Here is a 17,085-nt window from a genome sequence, read left to right as displayed (position 1 = left end):
TTTTTGATAATCCCGCCACAGAGCGAGTAAAATAAAAAACAGCTAAACAAACAGCCAGAACCGTTCCTCAAATTTCTGGCTGTTTTTTCAACAACCAAGAAATAACAAAATTTAATCCAATAAGGATTTCTTTATGAATAAACGCCTCACCTGGACTGAACTTACCTTAAATTTGAAAAATCCCTTCACCGTTTCCTATGGCAGTTCTACAACACGTACAGCATATTGGATCCGTCTCGACAACGATGAAGGATGGGGAGAAGGAACGATCCCTTTCTATTACGGAATTGATTTTAAGACGATGACGGATTATTGGGACCGTGCTGCTCAGAAACAAGAACCTTTTCCGGAGTCGATCGAAGAAATCCCACAATGGATTGACAAAACAGCTCCATCACCGGCACAAACGGCTCTGGACATCGCATTTTATGATCGGATCGGGAAACAGCAGCACAAACCGATCTATGAGCTTCTTGGTGTACCAAAACCGCAACCGATGATCACTTCTTATACCATCAGCATTGATACTCCGGAAGCAATGGCAGCAATGGCAGACAGTATCCAGAATTATCCGTATATCAAGATCAAATTGGGTGCTCCCGGCGAAGAGGATTTGGATGAAAAACGATTGAAAGCCATCCGTGCGGTCCGTCCTGATGCCCGTCTGCGTATCGATGCAAACGCCGGATGGAAAGCAGATGATGCTATTCGGCTGGTTAAAAGACTGGAGAAGTTCAATTTAGAGCTGATCGAACAACCAACTGCGAAAAAAGATTTTCAGGGGATGGGACGTGTCCAATCGGAGACAGCTATTCCCATTGTAGCAGATGAATCGGTTCAGACGATTGAAGACATCGATCGTCTTCACGCAGCCGGTGTACAGGGAATCAATCTCAAATTAATGAAATGCGGTGGATTAACCAACGGTCTCTTAATGCTCAAGAAAGCAAAATCCTATGGGATGAAAGTAATGCTTGGCTGTATGGTGGAGACCTCCGTTGGTGTAGGAGCTATGACGCATTTGATGGGGCTGGCAGACTGGATTGATTTGGATACACCCATGCTGATTTCAAATGATCCATTTCGTGGATTGCATTATACGGATCAGGCAGAACTTATCCCTCCGACAGGTTTTGGAATTGGTCTCGAACTGAAATCGGATCGTTAATAAATTCTTTAAAAAAAATCAACAGATAATATTTCTGAAATTCAATCAGTAAAGAGAATTTTTGTTGAATGTGATGAAAAAGAAAGGTTAATTATGATCGAAAAAATCGCACAGATCATTGATGATCTCAAAAAGAAGCAATACAATGAACCAAAACTGGATATTTTTGATGTACATGTCGATCGGATTGAAGGTGAAAAAATCAAACTGCAAGGAACCGTCCTCGAAAAAGAAAACCTGGTAAATTTATGTGGCGCAATCTTAGATATGTTCCCGAATTTTTCCATCGATACAGGACAAATAGCCGTATTGAGAAATCCGGATACTCCCATATGGAATGTCAATAAAAATCTGACCAGTATGCACAGTGATCTTTCTTTTCAATCTGAATTGACAACGCAGATGTTATTTGGTGATCCGGTTGAAATTTTAGCCGATGAAGGGGATTGGGTACTTGGCAGAAATGTTACCGATGGCTATATCAGCCATACGTATAAAAACTATCTTTCAAAATTGGAATTGCCGCAATTAACCCACATCGTTAAAGATCCGGTGGTCAGAGTTTATGATTCACCAAAAAGAGAGAAAATTCTTTCCCGTGTGTTTGGAGGAACAAAGACTGGTATTCTGGATGAAGATCATGAAATGGTAAAAATCCGAGCCAGTGTGGATGGTTGGATCCGGCGGGAAGCCCTTAGATCCTTTGCATCAATTCCGGATGAACCTGATCTGCTGAGAGAGTTGGTCTGCCAAAATGCCAAGAGTCTGATTGGCGTTCCTTATTTATGGGGCGGCAGTTCTGCAAACGGAATCGATTGTTCCGGACTTGCACAATGGTCCTACCGGCTTGCCGGTATTTCAATCAAACGAGATGCTCATATGCAGTATATTGCAGAACAAATTGTTGAGCCTCCATTTCTTCCGGGGGATGTGGTTTTGTATGGGAATAAAACGCCGGAGAAGTTGTCCATCACGCATGCATCCATCAGTCTGGGAGGGTGGGTAGTTATCCACTCTTCCCGGTCAAGAAACGGTGTTTATATTGACAATGTACAAGAAGTGGAACATCTGAGAGACTCTTTTGCTGCCGCTATCCGCTACATTCCCTGATTATCTGCACCTTGATTTCAACAGCGAAAGCAAATTGTCTTGTTTTCAAATAATCGAAAAAGAAAGAGCCGAATATAATAATCCGGTTCTTTCTTTAAATCAGCAGCCCTTCCCCTAACTTTCCAAAACATTCAAAAACTTTTTTGTGATCCTTCATTTCATTGGTCAGTAAAAAGATTTTCCGGTCATCCGTAAACCCCCATTCGTTGATGACGTTGGATAGACCGCCTGATTTGTGAAAGAAATCAAGCGAATCGCCAGGAATGTTACGTAAAAATAATTTTGATGATTCACAAACCAGCAATTTCTGGGAAATAAATTCTTTCTCATCTTTCGAAAAAGTTTCAAACAGATCAAAACAATGGATCATATCTTCAGCCGTCGTCCAATTATCTCTATCGTGCAGCCGATCCGGTGCATTCATCATTTTTCTACCAAGATGTGTATCTTTAAGCTGTAAATCCTCTCTAAAAATTCGGTTAATTGACTCCATCCCTAGTTTTTGAATGATCAGATTGGTACAAAAATTATCTGAAGTCGCAATCATCATCGTCAGAACATCGTTATAAGCCAGCTTTCGCGTCCGAAACAAATAGGAAAAGCCGGCACCCTTGACAACCGGTTCATCCGCAAAATCACAAATCGCATCGCTGGAAACCAACCCTTTTCTTTCAAGTAATGTCCACGCATAAAGGATCGGAACCTTAATTACTGAAGCAGTCAGAAAACGATGCTCCCGGGGTTGATTTGTTAATAAGACTGGAGAAATTTTCGAATCCGAATAATAAAAAACGTATTCACAATCAGATAATTGATTACAAATCGATTGAATGGCTTGATAATCCATGATGAATCCTTGTTGAATGAAGATAATATAGGTTCTATTGTAACTTCTTTCTGATCAACAATTCGAAATATGGACTGACTTTTCGAATCAATCAGGAAAATCAAAGAATGTTTTTCATATTTCAAACTACTGCTGAATCGCTGTTACTTAGAGATTTAAAAGATTCGTATTATGATAGAGGAATGGTCAAAAAAGTATTAACGGAATGCAAGATTTCATATTTCTCATACTCATAACCAATGGAAATCGCAACTTGACCGAAAGGATGAAGGATGATTTATCATATATGCAACAAAAATGATTGGGAAAACGCTCTGCAAAAAGGGTTTTATAAACCCGAAAACTATGAAAAAGACGGTTTTATTCATTTTTCCAAGCCAGAACAAGTTTGTGATACCGCTAATCGATTTTATAAAAACAATAAGGATCTGGTCTTGTTAGAAGTAGAGGATCAGGAAGATCCTCTCGTCCGGTTTGAGAATCCACCGGAGAATCCAGGAGATCTCTTCCCGCATTATTACGGTATCCTGCGGATTGAAAAAGTCCTGCGCGTATTACCTTTTCCCCAACAGGAGGATGGAACTTTTACATTGAACAGTAATATTAATTCTGGAAAATCCTATTCCAAATAAGGGATTTCAATCGAATTGCTTGATTATCGCAACGCATGGAAATTCAAAGAAAAAAAATAAGGAAAAATTATGGAAAAATTGACAGTGAAACAAAAAAAATGGGATTTGTCCGCACTCTATGCCAGTCATAAAGACGATCGTTTTATTAAAGAAATGGCGCTGGTTGAAACCCTCTCTGCAGCTTTTGAAGAGTATCGTCCCTTGCTGACAGCGGAGATTTCGAGTATTCAATTTATTGAAATCTTGAACAAATATGAAGAACTGATCACATTGGAATCCCGCTTAATGGCTTATACGGAATTATGGTTTTCAGAAGACACGCAAAATGATGAAGCGATGACACTATATGCACAGATCGAATCAGTGATTACAGAAGCCGGAAATCGGACGCTGTTTTTTAATTTATGGTGGAAATCCCTGACCGATGAAGAAGCAGAGCGGTTGATCCAGCATTGTCCACGACATGAATATTTCTTAAGAGAAATTCGTCATACCAAACCGTTTACACTGACAGAAACATCCGAACAAATTATCAATTTAAAAAATATTACAGGTGTCAGCGCCCTTGTGAATTTGTACGAGATGATCACAAATCGATATCAATTTTCTTTTTCGGTAGACGGTGAAGAACAAAAACTGACCAGAGACGGTCTGATGATGTATGCACACAGCGCTTCTGCTGACCAAAGGAAAGCGGCTTATCAGGAGTTATATCGTGTATATGGTAATGATGGAAAAATTTTAGGACAAATTTATCAGAATATCGTTCGGGATTGGTATTATGAAAATATACATCTCAGAAAATATTCATCCGCCATTTCCGCCCGAAATATCTCCAATGATATACCGGACCAGGTCGTCGAACTGCTGCTGGAGACCTGCAAGAAGAATACGGGATTGTTTCAAGATTATTTCCAAGTCAAAAAACAATTATTAAAATTGGAAGAATTCCATCGCTATGATCTCTATGCACCGATATCCTCCAGTGATCAAAAAACCAGCTACTCTGACGCGGTGGATATCGTTCAGGAAGCTTTTTATGCTTTTGATCCCCGATTTGCAGATTTGGCAATGAGAATCATCCGTGAAGATCACATGGACAGCGAAATACGACATGGCAAACGGAGCGGTGCGTTTTGTCTGACGGCAGGACCGCAGTTAACCCCGTGGGTTTTGCAAAATTTCCAGGGAAAATCCACAGATATATCCACAATGGCTCATGAACTTGGTCATGCAGTTCATTCTTTGAGCGCAAATGATAAAAACATCTTTGAACAGCAAGCCTGTCTTCCATTAGCTGAGACTGCATCCACTTTTGCTGAAATGGTTTTAACGGATTTCCTGTTAAAAAAAGAACCCGATTCGGAAGTCCGCAGGGATTTGCTGTTGAAACAGATGGATGATAATTATTCTACGATTCAGCGCCAGGCATATTTTGCTTTATTTGAAAAACAAGCCCATCAAATGATTCCTCAGGGGGCTGGTTTTGAAGAGCTAAATCAAACATATAAAGATAATTTGCAAGATCAATTTGGCAATGCGGTTATTCTTGATGAAGAATTCCAGTGGGAATGGATATCCATCCCGCATATTTATGCCACACCCTTTTATGTGTACGCTTATTCTTTCGGGCAGCTGCTCGTTCTGAGTTTATATCAAAAGTATAAAGAAGAAGGCAAAGACTTTTTGCCTAAGTATTGGCAGATCATTTCTGCAGGAGGTTCAGAGTCTCCGGAAGCTATTCTTCAAAAAGGAGGTTTTAATTTTTATGAAGAATCCTTCTGGCAAGGCGGTTTTAATGTTTTACGAGAGCAATTGGACTTCTTAAAGAGTTTAATGAAATGATAATCTGATTCGTAGTGATGGATTGATAGCCCTGTGCCATCAATCCATCACTGTCAGGAAGTATTTCCTGATTCCAAGCACTGTCCGGATCCATCGATTCAAAATTTGGATTGACTTATTGAATAATGAAAGAATTCTTTTCATCTCCCAAAGGATAACTCCGGAATGTGTTTGGATTTGAAAAATCAGCAGAAAACAAATAAAATAAAAACATGCGGGTTACAAAAGAAAGCCTCATCAATTATACAAAAAGTTACGTCAACAAAAAAATTCACCAGGATCGCGGTTTACTGTGTATTTATCTGACTGGTTCGATGACATCAGCCGAACCATTAATCAATGGAACAACGGATATCGATCTGGTAATTGTCCATGAAGAATATACCGTTCAGCGGCGGGAGATCCAAAAAATATCTCCAGAAATTTCTTTTGATATTCTTCATCTCGACCAAAACTTTTTTATTCCACCCAGAAGATTAAGAACGGATCCTTGGATAGGTTCATCGTTATGCTTTGATCCCATCCTGTTATATGAAAGGGGGCATTGGTTCAAATTCACACAAGCCTCGCTGGAAGCGAATTTTTTTCTGGCCGAAAACGTAATCCTGCGATCTTTACAGTTTCTGAATGAAGCAAAGAAAAAATGGCTTGAATTGTCCTCGGGATCAATCATTCAGGAAAGTTCTTTTGTTCAACAATATCTCCAGATTTTAGAAAACGCCTCGAATGCTGTCGTATGTTTAAGCAGTTCGCCATTAACCGATCGTTTATTAATGCGAAATTTCCGTAGCAAAGCCGAAGCGATTGATAAGAAAGATTTATCCGGAGAATTATATGGATTGATGATTGGAGAGAAAGATCCTTCTCCTTATTACGATTATTTCTTCAATTCCTGGAAATATTACCTTGATTATTTTGGGAATAACGAGCTTGTAAACTATGATATCCGTTATCATGCCGATCGGCTGTTGTATTATACAAAAGCTGTGGAAAGCTTGTGGAAAGAACTTATCCCTGGAGCATTATGGCTGATCGCAAAAAGTTGGAGCCGAATTATTCAGTTATATCAGTTGGATGAAAACGAATATTTCCATTCTTTCTGTTCTTTTATTGAGATTGGACCTCAATTTTTAGAGAAAAGAAGGAAACAAGTTGACAACTATCTTGACCTTATTGAAGAGAGCATTCTTGAATGGGGGAAAAAACAAGGCATTGATGAAAATTCTTCCATCTATCTTTAAAAGAATCCACAAAGAACTGTGGATTCTTTTTTTTCTATTTGTTGAATACTACTTATTTTCTGAAGAATGCGTTTTTCTCCACATTTGATCCTTTTTCTTTCCCATTGATTCTAAGGTCATTCCACAGATATTAATTTTTAAGATAAGCCTTTTTTTCAAAGGAATTCCTTTGGATGAAAAACTTTGTCCACATTTTCCACAAGCTATACTATAAAGAATATATTTATTAAAATATTTATAAAAATGTGTAGATGAATAGAAACAAAAAAAAGGAATCTGTTATTTGCAGATTCCTTTTTTTTTAATAATCAACGCTACTGTTTTGTCGGTGCGCCTACAGGACAAACTTCAGCGCAGTTGCCACATTCGATACAAAGATCCGGATTGATTTCCATATGACCATCAGCTTCGGAAATTGCGTTTTCAGGGCATTCCGACTCACATGCACCACAATCGATACATTCATCAGCATTAATCTTATAAGCCATAGCTACACCTCGAATTTTTTATTACATAATTTTAGATAGGATATCACAAAATAAAAATCCTGACAATCATTTAAATAATGATAATTAAGATAAAATAAAATTAAATAGTCAAAATATTAATGGTTAAAATTTTTCCAGCTGGTGTATTCATACGCGGATCATGCGCAGGAATGCTTAAAACCACATCCATACCGGAAATTACCTCGCCAAAAACAGCGTGCTTTCCATCTAACCATGGAGTAGGGACATGTGTAATAAAAAATTGAGAACCATTCGTATTCGGACCCGCATTTGCCATAGAGAGAATTCCTGGCTTGGAATGTTTTAAATCAGGATGGAATTCATCTTTAAATTGGTACCCGGGACCGCCCATACCCGTTCCCGTTGGATCTCCTGCCTGCGCCATAAAACCGGGAATCACGCGATGAAAAATCGTATTATCAAAATATCCTTCATTAGCAAGGAATACAAAATTATTTACGGTCATAGGAACCTTATCGGCAAACAACGATATAATAATATCGCCCAGATCTGTACAAATAGTGGCTGTGTATTTCTTTGTGAGATCCAATGAGTAATCAGGTTTCTGAGACCATTTTTTATGATTCGACATACATCCTCAACTTATCTGAATAAGAATCCGCGTATTTCCCTTTTATGTTTCACGTGAAACATTTTCAGAGTGGTATACTTCGGTAGGAAAATTATAATCGCTATGCCATTGATTACTGCTAACAATATTTCGAAATCTTTTGGAGATAATGATATTCTTTCATCCATTTCCCTTTCTGTCCCGCATAAAGCTCGTATCGGCTTTGTTGGAGCGAATGGTTCTGGAAAAACAACGCTCTTAAAGATTTTGCTCGGTTTGGAATCTCCTGACAGCGGATCTGTAATTCGTGCGAAAAACACTCGTATCGGTTATTTGCCACAGCAAATTAACGTTTCGTATGCTCGTACACCGATGGAAGAGTGTTTATCCCTTTTCTCTGATCTGGATTCCATTCAGGGAAAGATGATTGCTCTGGAAAAGGAAATGCAGGAGAAGAATTATGATCAGTCTGTGCTTGATGATTATGGACGTCTTCAAATATTATTTGAAGAAAAAGGCGGTTATCAATTTGAGGCGCGAGTCAAACAAGTGCTGCAGGGTCTTGGACTGAAAAATGGTGAGGAAAATCGCCCGTGGAATCAACTTTCTGGTGGACAGAAAACCAGAGCCTATATCGCAAAAATACTGTTAAGTGATCCGGATTTACTGGTTTTTGATGAACCTACTAATCATTTGGATATCAGTGCTATTGAGTGGCTGGAATCTTTTTTGAAAGATTTTTCTGGCGCTGTTTTAATGGTTTCTCATGATCGGTATTTTTTAGATCAAACCGTGAACATCATTTGGGAGCTTTCTCCTGAATTTGAAACGTATCATGGTAATTACAGTGCTTATCTGGCGCAGCGGGAAGAGAGGTATGTTCGCCACCTGCAGGAATTTGAAGCACAGCAGGCTTTTATCGAAAAAGAGGAAGAATATATTCGCCGAAATCTTGAAGGACAGAATACACGTCAGGCACAAGGTAGAAGAACGCGTCTGGAACGAATGCTGAAAGATGCAAAAATTACAAAACCGCGAACGGAAAAATCGATTCGTTTGAACTTATCTTCCGATTTACGTTCTGGTGATCTTGTTTTGCGAACCAAAGATGTCAAAATCGGTTATCAGGATGATCAGAAAGTCTTATTCTCGCTGCCAGATCTGACATTGGTGCGGGGAGAATGTGCCGCGGTGATTGGTCCGAATGGTGTGGGGAAAACAACGTTAATTAAAACGATTTTGGCGCAAATTCCACCGCTTTCCGGAAATGTTCAACTTGGCTCTAACTTGAAAATCGGATATTTTGCCCAGGCGCATGAAGGACTCCATCCCGATTCAGATTTAATGGATGAGATTCAAACGGTTTCACCGCAGATGCTTCCATCAGAGATCCGTTCCTATTTAGCGCGTTTTCATTTTACTGGAGATGACATTTATAAACCAGTAAAAATCTTATCAGGAGGCGAAAGAGGTCGCTTAGCATTGGCTATATTGGCTTTGCAGGGTGCGAATTTGCTGATGCTGGATGAACCGATGAATCATCTTGATATTGAATCACAGGAAGTGCTTCAATCCGTATTAAAAGACTTTAACGGTACAATCATATTGGTTTCTCATGATCGCTTTTTGATTGACGGCATTGCCACCCAAATCTGGGAGGTGTTGCCAAAAAAGAAGACGCTGCAACTTTATCAGGGAACCTACAGCCAATATAAAGAATGGCTTAAACAGAAAGATGAAGCCCAAAACGCGAAATCTGTCATCATAAAACAGGAAAAAAACTATAAAGCGCCAGCCCAAAACGTTTCATTGCAATCGGATCGAAAAAAGAAACAAAAAAAGAGTTTCCTCGAAGAGGAAATTCAAAAATTAGAAGAAGAATGCAGCCTTATTGGGACAAAACTTGAAGATAAAAGTCTTGATTTTGAGGCAATCGCTAAGTTGGGATTGGAATATAATGCGCTTCAGGATCAACTAAATCAAATGATTGAAGAATGGGCTTCTATCAATATTGACGAATAAGAAGAAAGAACGGAGATTATTTTTCTATGTACCTATCTGTGATTGCTCCGGTTTATAACGAACATGACAATATTCCTTTGTTGTATGACGCTGTTAAAGAAGCATTAAAGAATATTTCAGATTGGGAATTTATTCTGGTCGATGATGGCTCAGTTGACGAATCTTTGCTCGCGTTGGAGAAGATTGCCATGGCTGATCCACAGCGAGTAAAAATCGTATCCCTCAGGAGAAATTTTGGTCAGACAGCAGCAATCGCTGCCGGAGTGGATCACGCTTCAGGCGATATTATCGTCCTGATGGATGCCGATCTGCAAAATGATCCGGTGGATATCCCGCGGATGCTTGAAAAAATTGAGGAAGGTTATGATCTGGTCAGCGGATGGAGAAAAGATCGGAAAGACAGTCTCGTAAGAACCATTCCTTCACGGATTGCGAATAAAATCATTTGTAAGGTTACCGGTGTTTCTCTTCATGATTATGGCTGCACACTAAAGGCGTACCGCCGCGAGGTTTTGACAGGATATCGTTTATATGGCGAAATGCATCGCTTCATACCGGCTTTTGCTAACTCGGTTGGTGCAAAAATTATGGAAATGCCGGTTACGCATCATCCACGCAAATTTGGCAAAGCAAATTATGGGATGGAACGAACAGCAAAAGTCATCCTGGATCTGTTCACAGTAAAATTTTTATCCAGTTATGCCAATAAACCCATTTATCTCTTTGGAGGAACTGGATTAGTCTTGTCTGGCATCAGCGGTTGTGTGTTGTTGTTTCTTGCAATTCGCAGACTGTTTTGGGGTGTTTCCGTCATGGAATCTCCTTTATTCCAAATGAGCGCCATGATCTTTATTTTAGGTTTTCAATCGATTCTGATGGGATTGATCGCAGAGTTATTAACCAGAGCATATTACGAGTCTCAGGATAAAAAGACCTATTATGTTCGAAAGATGATCAATTTTGATTCTAAAGATAAAACGGACTGATGAGAATCCTGGTAATTATTCATGAGTTTCCCCCTATTGGGGGCGGGGGTGGTCCAATTGCGCGCGACTTATCCGCCGAATGGGTAAAAAATGGGCATCAAGTTCGGATAATCAGCGCACATTATGGGGATTTGCCTCATAAAGAGATTTGGAATGGCATTGAGATTATCCGTTTATCATCATTCAGGACGGAACCGTTCCGTGCGAAAATGAAAGCGATGACCGGATTCATTCTGTCAGCGGTTTGGTATTGTCTATTTAAGATGAAAGACTTCCAGCCCGATATGATTCATGTTCATTTTGCTGTCCCCGGTGGACCGGTTGCTTTACTCGTTTCAAAATTGAAAAAAATCCCCTACGTCCTTACAGTGCATCTGGGCGATATCCCTGGAGCTTCTCCGGAAAAAACCGGTCAATGGTTTCGTTTTGTCAGACCTTTAACTCCTCCTATCTGGAAGCAGGCGGCGAAAGTTATCGCCGTCAGTGAATACTCCCGAAAAATTGCATTAGAAACCTACGATGTTCCGATTCAGGTGATTCCAAACGGAGTCGATTACCAAAAAATAAAAGCGTCTTCTGTCCAACTGCATGCAGTTCCGCAGATTGTATTTGCCGGCAGATTTGTCCCACAAAAGAATCTTAATCAAATCATCCGGACTTGCGAAAAAATAAAGGATTTGCCCTGGCATTGTACATTAATTGGCGAAGGACAAGATAAAGACTCCATTATCACACTGATCCAATCTGCAGGCTTGGAGGATCGATTTTCAATTCCTGGCTGGAAAACTCCCGAAGAAGTGATTGATATCTTTAAGAACAGCGATATTCTCTTTTTACCTTCAAAAAATGAAGGATTGCCAGTGGTTGGCATCCAGGCGATGAGTTGTGGCTTAGCATTAATACTAAGTTCAGCCGGTGGGAATCCCGAAATTGTAACTGCCGGTGAAAATGGTTTTATAGAGGAGCCTGAGGATACTAATGGTTTTGTCCGAGACTTGTCGCTTCTATTACAGGAATCGGAAATGCTGATGCGATTTCGAAAAAACAGCATAGAATTCGCACAACGCTTTGATATGAAGAAGACAGCAGAAGCGTATGAAAAAGTTTTTTTTGAAGTCCTTCAACCATCAAGTCATTAATAACAGTTTTCGATGCCGGTACAAACAGGTTCAGAAACAGGGCAGGATAATTCGCGTAACGGATTTCGAATATATGTGAACATCTTCCCATCCGAGGTTTTTCCAGTCAGCGCCAGTACATCAATGTAATGGCTTTCTTTACAAACTAACGCCAGTACATCGGAGTTTTGAGGAAATACATCCGGGATCGTATTGATCGGCATGACCAGATCCAAGATTTGATTTTTCCCGATTAGTTTAAAAATCAGTCTTGAATAATCTTTATATTGAAAAGCTTTATCCGTACCATGTTCGCCGGTTTTAAAGTAATAAAAACGGGGATACAAAGCTTTTCCCTGCAGCGCAAACATCTTCTTTTCGGTGATTTGATTACGGACATTTTCCCAATCAGCAGTGATATCCGTTTCTTTCTGAAAAGTGTCAATAATTTGATTGGATGATAGCGGAGTTAGCGATTCAGGAATCCATTTCTCCACTTGTACCATCGAAAAAAAGAACAGGAAAAAAATGAATATTACCTTAATGATCGGAAAAAATTCATGCCGGTTCCATGGATCAGCCGATGGCGGAATTTTTTTTTGCAGGGGAATGCTGTTTTTTGTTTGTGATAATTTGTCAATACAAGTCTGGATCACAGCGTTGAGACTGATAGCGTATAACAGAATCATGCTCCAATTCATCGGGACCAGATATCTGCCTCCGGATGTTCTGGCCAAACCCAGACTGGCTGCATAGGATAGAACTAAAAGCGTAAATGAAATCCCTGAAAATGAAAAACGTTTCCATAGAAACGAAAAGCCATAACTTAACAACAGAAAATTGAGAAAAATAAAGACTACCTGTTGCCAAGTGTGCGATCCGTTCCAGCCGTCTGCCCAAACTGAATCCTTATTCGTATACAGATGTTCCAGATTGTCAAATTGAATTTGAATTGGCGGGATGAAAAAAATTGCGCTTAGATTATGAAAAAAATGGTTGCCTAAGGTGTCAATGAGCGGATGAATCTGAAGAGAAAGTGTTTTTCCACGTTCTGTTTCTTTCTCTTCCGAAACCGTCGATATTTCCGGCTTGCTTGTTTCTTCTTGGGGTACAAGTGTCGGTTGTGGTTGCGTTTCTGATATGATCGCCTGTTTTTGTTCCTGATCTTTGACATCGCCAGATTCTTCGAGCAGCGGTTTCAATCGTTGATCGATAACAACCGCCCGAAAGGATCCGGTTATTTCCGGTAAAAATAAACCTGTTATTTGATAGGAACGATATAACCATGGGGAAGCGCTTATGACCAATGCTATAACAAAAACGATTAATGATCGAAATATTTGTCTTTTTGATTTCCAAAAAAAGATGACCGCAAGAAATACAATGGCAAAAACAACACCCAGCATGTTATAGCGTGTATAAATTCCAAAAGCAGCCATTCCGCCTGCTGCAGCTGCATAACGATAACGGTATTTGCCTTTCTGAAACCATTGGAAAACAAAAAAGCATAAAGCTGCCAGAATGATCTGGGAAGTAAATTCGCTCATCTGTAACCGGGAATGAATCGTTAAAATGTGTGTTGTATTCAAAGCATTCCATTCCTGAAGCATCATGAATACCGAAGCTAAAATCCCGCAGGGAATTCCGGCTAAGGCCGAAGCAAACAGAAAAAGAATCGCAGGCAGAATTGCATACATTGCACTTTGCAGCATAATGGATTCATTCATTTGATTTCCGGTGATCACATGGCATATAAAAATAATAAAGGTTACTACCGGTTTGAAAACAAGCGAATGGAAATTAAAACCATATCCATCAAGCGCCGATTGCGCCGATAAATCATTGAAAACAGCATCCGAATATGGGTAAAATTCATTATTAGGAGGATAAGGTCCTGGAGCGAAGAAATGTCTCTCCATTGGCGCCAAGCCCCAAATCAACGCTGCAATTCCCCACAGTAAGAAAAATAGTACAACACGATTAGAAAAGAATCGAATAATATTATTGTATTTATTTATCATAAATAACAATAATATATAAAATGCCAAAATAAGAACAACTTGCAGGCTTTCCAACGGGACAGCATTTGCATACCAGGCTTCTTTTCCCGGCGTAATCCCCCAGCCGCTGAGTCTGATAAACAAGAAAAGGATTATGAAGCAGCCAAAGAAAACCAGAAATGGTTTATTAATTGGTTTTGAAAATTTAAAGATTTTTAAAAATGGCGGGAATTTGGCAGGAAACTGGAAAACTAGTGTAATCAAGCCGGTTAATCCTGAAAGGAATCCAAACAGAAAAAAGGGACGCAGCCGCTGGTAATATGCCTGAAAATGCGAAAATCGATACGCCGGCATAAAAAACAAAAAGAACATAATCCAGAAAAGAATGACGAAAATCCAAAGCAGCCATTTCAGGTGATTTTCGCTGAAACGAATGAAACGGTTAAAAAAACGTTGCTTTTTTCTTAGTACAAGGTATGTTCCTAAAAAAAAGAATGTTAAAAGCACAAAGAAGGATAGCATCAGCCATCTTTCGAGGGTAAAGCCAAACCATAACCCGTTTTTTGAATCGGAAGGAATTGTCGCTAATAAAATTCCGGAAAGGATGCTTTCGAAGGCAGCTAATAAGAAAAATAGCGTTATTGGCGCTGTTCTGTATTTTGGGTTGAATTTTCTTTTTTCCAAACTTTCTCACTTTCAAAAAAAACGATTCCAAGAATTCCGAAAATCAACACGATACCGAAAATAATGTTGGCTCTTAAGGGTGTCTGAGAAATGGCGAGAAAGGCGAGTATCTCTAATGCAAATGCAGCTAATAACATTATTTGGACTGCCTGAACACTGGAGAGACCTAGTTTCACCAGACGGTGATACGTATGGTCTGTGCCGCTTGAATAGAAATGTAATCCTCTTCGTCTTCTTGAAAGAACAACAAGTACTGTATCAAAAATCGGGATGCCCAGCATGAGAATCGGCATAAACCATGTGTTACTCTGCAGTCGTTCCGGAGGATTATAGAGTATTGCAATAGCTGCCAGCAGGAAACCGATGGTTTGCGCTCCGGAATCTCCAAAAAAAATAAATGCCGGATGAGCGTTAAAAAATGTTAAGAGGATGCAACTGCCGAGCATGATTGCGCAGAAAAATGCAAGTGGCCATTGTTTTGAATCAATCGCAGCTAAAATAAAAAATCCGATAGTCCAGGATGCAATCCCCACCATTAATCCGTCCATGCTGTCAATCAAATTAAAAGCGTTGGTTATGAAAAGAAGCCAAAAAAGCGTAATTCCAATATCAATCGATTTCACCAGATAAGGATTTAATTGGAAAGGCAGCGGAAAGGATTCCACAATTTGTGCCTGCGTGCCAAATGCTATTAATACACTGGAAGCAACGGTCTGTCCGATGATTTTCTGATAAGGTTTTAATGGTGAATAATCATCCCACAATCCGAAAATAAAAATGATTGTTGCTGCTATGAGCAATTTGATGATTGGTGAACTTAGGTCATGCCTCATGAGCATACTACAAAGCCATAATGTGACAAAAAAAGCCAGTCCTCCACTGATCGGAACTGGCTTTTGGTGTACTTTATGTGGTTGAGAGGCAGGAATATCCAGAAGTTTGGTCTGGACTGCAAATTTTGTGCTTAAAAAAGTAATGATCAAGCATGAAACGAAACTGATAAAAAGCGCTTCAAAAATCGTTCCGGTAGTAAAAGAACTGAGATTCATGGATTACAGCCTGCTTTTTGATATACATTCAGCGTTTCTGAATTCACTCGCGTTGTAGAAAAAATATTGACTGCTCTTATTCGGCCTTCTTTTCCCATCTGTATTCGAAGGTCTTTGTCCAGGATTAATTTTTCCAATGCGTCTGCCAGAGGCAAGATTTGTTTTGCAGGAACTAATAATCCATTCACCTGATCCAAGACAACTTCCTTGCAGCCTGGAACATCAGTTGTAACAATGGGACGGGAACAGGAACATGCTTCAATTAGAACCTTTGGCAGCCCTTCTCGATAACTGGGCAGACAGACAATATCTGACATCGATAATACTGTAATAATATCTTCCTGCCAGCCCCACCATTCAACGTCTCCCTCTTTCTGCCAAAAGGTCAGTTGATCGTAAGAAATGCTGCTTGGATTTCCTTCGTCTTTTCTCCCTACCAGGGCAAATCTGGCTTTGATGCCTTTTTCACGAAGAAGACCGGCAGCACCGACAAATTCCCCGATTCCTTTGTCCCACAGCATTCGCGCAGGAAGAACGACTAACGGAATTGAATCCGGTGGCGGAACCGGTACAAAAGCATCTGTATCAATTCCAGTACCGAGAATCACATTGAAATTATTCTCATCGACAAGCGACATTTTTTGAAACAATGCGGCGTCATCCGGATTTTCAAAAATCACCTGTGTGTGTTGCAGTGCGCTTTTATATAAAAAAATTGCAATTCTACGAATCATCCGTGCGATCAGCGTTGTGCCTAAAAAGACATATCCCAAACCGGTAATCGAATTGATGATACAGGGGATACCGCATTTTTTTGCAGCCATTGAACCGTATATGACGCACTTTACTGTGAAATGATGAACCAAATCCGGTTTTTCTGTGCAATAGATTTTTGCGATTCGGTCAATGGTTCTTTTCTCGATAATTGGGTTGATCCCTTTCCGCGAAAATTCAAAAGGGATTTGTCGAAAGCCTTGTTTTTCGATCTGATTAAAATGATCTCCTGGCGGCGCCATGAAAACAACTTCCCAACCGCGGGAACGCAAGAACTTGGCTAAATCCAGCCGAAAATTGAAGAGATACCAATCCGTATTTGCAAAAAAAATGGCTTTCACATGACCTGCTTTAGTATTGAATCTTTTTGACAATTATATATCACAGTTGCCTGGTGCATCAGCAATCAGCAATTCGAAATTAGGAAAAATAAATTGTTGTCGGGTTGTTTTCGCATAAAGTGCACAAACAAATAGACTGCAAAAAATCCTACTAATCATTCGAAACGCTAAATTATGATCAGCCATTT

General features: G+C 39.7%; 14 protein-coding genes. 8 read left to right on the top strand and 6 right to left on the bottom strand.

What is annotated here, in order from left to right:
- The first annotated feature begins 133 nt into the window (after positions 1 to 133).
- Both ATC1_RS00230 and ATC1_RS00225 read left to right on the top strand, forming a co-directional pair.
- The gene (locus tag ATC1_RS00230; RefSeq protein ID WP_062276824.1) at positions 134 to 1,168 is read left to right on the top strand and encodes a dipeptide epimerase; all 1,035 of its coding nucleotides are present in this window, start codon (positions 134 to 136) and stop codon (positions 1,166 to 1,168) included.
- 93 nt (positions 1,169 to 1,261) lie between these two features.
- A complete protein-coding gene (locus ATC1_RS00225; protein WP_062276822.1) occupies positions 1,262 to 2,278 on the top strand; it encodes a C40 family peptidase in 1,017 nt (338 codons plus the stop codon).
- Between the two features lie 94 nt (positions 2,279 to 2,372).
- Here ATC1_RS00225 and ATC1_RS00220 read toward each other — a convergent pair whose 3' ends face one another.
- Entirely contained in the window at positions 2,373 to 3,125 is a 753-nt protein-coding gene (locus tag ATC1_RS00220) for a serine hydrolase (RefSeq protein WP_062276819.1), read from the bottom strand.
- Positions 3,126 to 3,397: 272 nt separating this feature from the next.
- Between ATC1_RS00220 and ATC1_RS00215 the strand changes: the two genes are divergently transcribed.
- The 3 genes from ATC1_RS00215 (at position 3,398) to ATC1_RS00205 (ending at position 6,843) form a co-directional block, all read left to right on the top strand.
- Positions 3,398 to 3,757: a DUF952 domain-containing protein gene (locus ATC1_RS00215; RefSeq protein WP_062276816.1), complete on the top strand. Its 360-nt coding sequence runs from the start codon at positions 3,398 to 3,400 to the stop codon at positions 3,755 to 3,757.
- A gap of 69 nt (positions 3,758 to 3,826) precedes the next feature.
- Positions 3,827 to 5,602, top strand: coding sequence for a M3 family oligoendopeptidase (locus ATC1_RS00210; RefSeq protein WP_062276813.1), 1,776 nt, complete (start codon positions 3,827 to 3,829; stop codon positions 5,600 to 5,602).
- 212 nt (positions 5,603 to 5,814) lie between these two features.
- The gene (locus ATC1_RS00205; protein WP_062276810.1) at positions 5,815 to 6,843 is read left to right on the top strand and encodes a hypothetical protein; all 1,029 of its coding nucleotides are present in this window, start codon (positions 5,815 to 5,817) and stop codon (positions 6,841 to 6,843) included.
- A 314-nt stretch (positions 6,844 to 7,157) separates the two neighbouring features.
- On the opposite strand, the gene ATC1_RS00200 is transcribed toward ATC1_RS00205, so the two are convergent.
- Together ATC1_RS00200 and ATC1_RS00195 are read right to left on the bottom strand one after the other, a co-directional pair.
- Positions 7,158 to 7,331 carry an indolepyruvate ferredoxin oxidoreductase subunit alpha gene (locus ATC1_RS00200; protein ID WP_062276807.1) on the bottom strand — a complete coding sequence of 58 codons (174 nt, stop codon included), beginning with the start codon at positions 7,329 to 7,331 and terminating at the stop codon, positions 7,158 to 7,160.
- A 100-nt stretch (positions 7,332 to 7,431) separates the two neighbouring features.
- Positions 7,432 to 7,944, bottom strand: coding sequence for a peptidylprolyl isomerase (locus ATC1_RS00195; RefSeq protein ID WP_062276805.1), 513 nt, complete (start codon positions 7,942 to 7,944; stop codon positions 7,432 to 7,434).
- A gap of 102 nt (positions 7,945 to 8,046) precedes the next feature.
- On the opposite strand from ATC1_RS00195, the gene ATC1_RS00190 reads away from it, so the two are divergent.
- From ATC1_RS00190 to ATC1_RS00180, 3 genes are read left to right on the top strand one after another with little or no spacing between them, the layout of a single operon-like run.
- Positions 8,047 to 9,945: an ABC-F family ATP-binding cassette domain-containing protein gene (locus ATC1_RS00190; RefSeq protein ID WP_062276802.1), complete on the top strand. Its 1,899-nt coding sequence runs from the start codon at positions 8,047 to 8,049 to the stop codon at positions 9,943 to 9,945.
- 26 nt (positions 9,946 to 9,971) lie between these two features.
- Positions 9,972 to 10,931 (top strand): glycosyltransferase family 2 protein, encoded by a 960-nt coding sequence (locus tag ATC1_RS00185; RefSeq protein ID WP_062276799.1) that lies wholly within the window; start codon positions 9,972 to 9,974, stop codon positions 10,929 to 10,931.
- A complete protein-coding gene (locus tag ATC1_RS00180) occupies positions 10,931 to 12,070 on the top strand; it encodes a glycosyltransferase family 4 protein (RefSeq protein WP_062276797.1) in 1,140 nt (379 codons plus the stop codon). The genes ATC1_RS00185 and ATC1_RS00180 overlap by 1 nt, the downstream gene beginning before the upstream one ends.
- Here the strand turns inward: ATC1_RS00180 and ATC1_RS00175 are convergent.
- From ATC1_RS00175 to ATC1_RS00165, 3 genes are read right to left on the bottom strand one after another with little or no spacing between them, the layout of a single operon-like run.
- Positions 12,067 to 14,733, bottom strand: a complete 2,667-nt coding sequence (locus ATC1_RS00175) for a hypothetical protein (RefSeq protein ID WP_062276794.1) — start codon at positions 14,731 to 14,733, stop codon at positions 12,067 to 12,069. The genes ATC1_RS00180 and ATC1_RS00175 overlap by 4 nt on opposite strands.
- On the bottom strand, positions 14,688 to 15,782 hold the full coding sequence (locus ATC1_RS00170; protein ID WP_062276791.1) for a glycosyltransferase family 4 protein: 1,095 nt from the start codon (positions 15,780 to 15,782) through the stop codon (positions 14,688 to 14,690). Before ATC1_RS00170 ends, ATC1_RS00175 begins: the two co-directional genes overlap by 46 nt.
- Positions 15,779 to 16,897, bottom strand: a complete 1,119-nt coding sequence (locus ATC1_RS00165; RefSeq protein ID WP_172667682.1) for a glycosyltransferase family 4 protein — start codon at positions 16,895 to 16,897, stop codon at positions 15,779 to 15,781. The genes ATC1_RS00170 and ATC1_RS00165 overlap by 4 nt, the downstream gene beginning before the upstream one ends.
- Positions 16,898 to 17,085: the final 188 nt, after the last annotated feature.

This window comes from Flexilinea flocculi, assembly GCF_001192795.1.
Taxonomy (GTDB): Bacteria; Chloroflexota; Anaerolineae; order Anaerolineales; family Anaerolineaceae; genus Flexilinea; species Flexilinea flocculi.
Note: the sequence above shows the minus strand (reverse complement) of the source record. Positions and strands in the feature narration are given on the sequence as shown.

Bases quoted from the DNA above. Each gene is read 5' to 3' on its own strand.
- ATC1_RS00205 (WP_062276810.1), top strand. From the start codon at position 5,815: ATGCGGGTTACAAAAGAAAGCCTCATCAATTATACAAAAAGTTACGTC.
- ATC1_RS00215 (WP_062276816.1), top strand. From the start codon at position 3,398: ATGATTTATCATATATGCAACAAAAATGATTGGGAAAACGCTCTGCAA.
- ATC1_RS00225 (WP_062276822.1), top strand. From the start codon at position 1,262: ATGATCGAAAAAATCGCACAGATCATTGATGATCTCAAAAAGAAGCAA.
- ATC1_RS00180 (WP_062276797.1), top strand. From the start codon at position 10,931: ATGAGAATCCTGGTAATTATTCATGAGTTTCCCCCTATTGGGGGCGGG.
- ATC1_RS00200 (WP_062276807.1), bottom strand. From the start codon at position 7,331: ATGGCTTATAAGATTAATGCTGATGAATGTATCGATTGTGGTGCATGT.
- ATC1_RS00230 (WP_062276824.1), top strand. From the start codon at position 134: ATGAATAAACGCCTCACCTGGACTGAACTTACCTTAAATTTGAAAAAT.
- ATC1_RS00220 (WP_062276819.1), bottom strand. From the start codon at position 3,125: ATGGATTATCAAGCCATTCAATCGATTTGTAATCAATTATCTGATTGT.
- ATC1_RS00190 (WP_062276802.1), top strand. From the start codon at position 8,047: ATGCCATTGATTACTGCTAACAATATTTCGAAATCTTTTGGAGATAAT.
- ATC1_RS00170 (WP_062276791.1), bottom strand. From the start codon at position 15,782: ATGAATCTCAGTTCTTTTACTACCGGAACGATTTTTGAAGCGCTTTTT.
- ATC1_RS00185 (WP_062276799.1), top strand. From the start codon at position 9,972: ATGTACCTATCTGTGATTGCTCCGGTTTATAACGAACATGACAATATT.
- ATC1_RS00195 (WP_062276805.1), bottom strand. From the start codon at position 7,944: ATGTCGAATCATAAAAAATGGTCTCAGAAACCTGATTACTCATTGGAT.
- ATC1_RS00210 (WP_062276813.1), top strand. From the start codon at position 3,827: ATGGAAAAATTGACAGTGAAACAAAAAAAATGGGATTTGTCCGCACTC.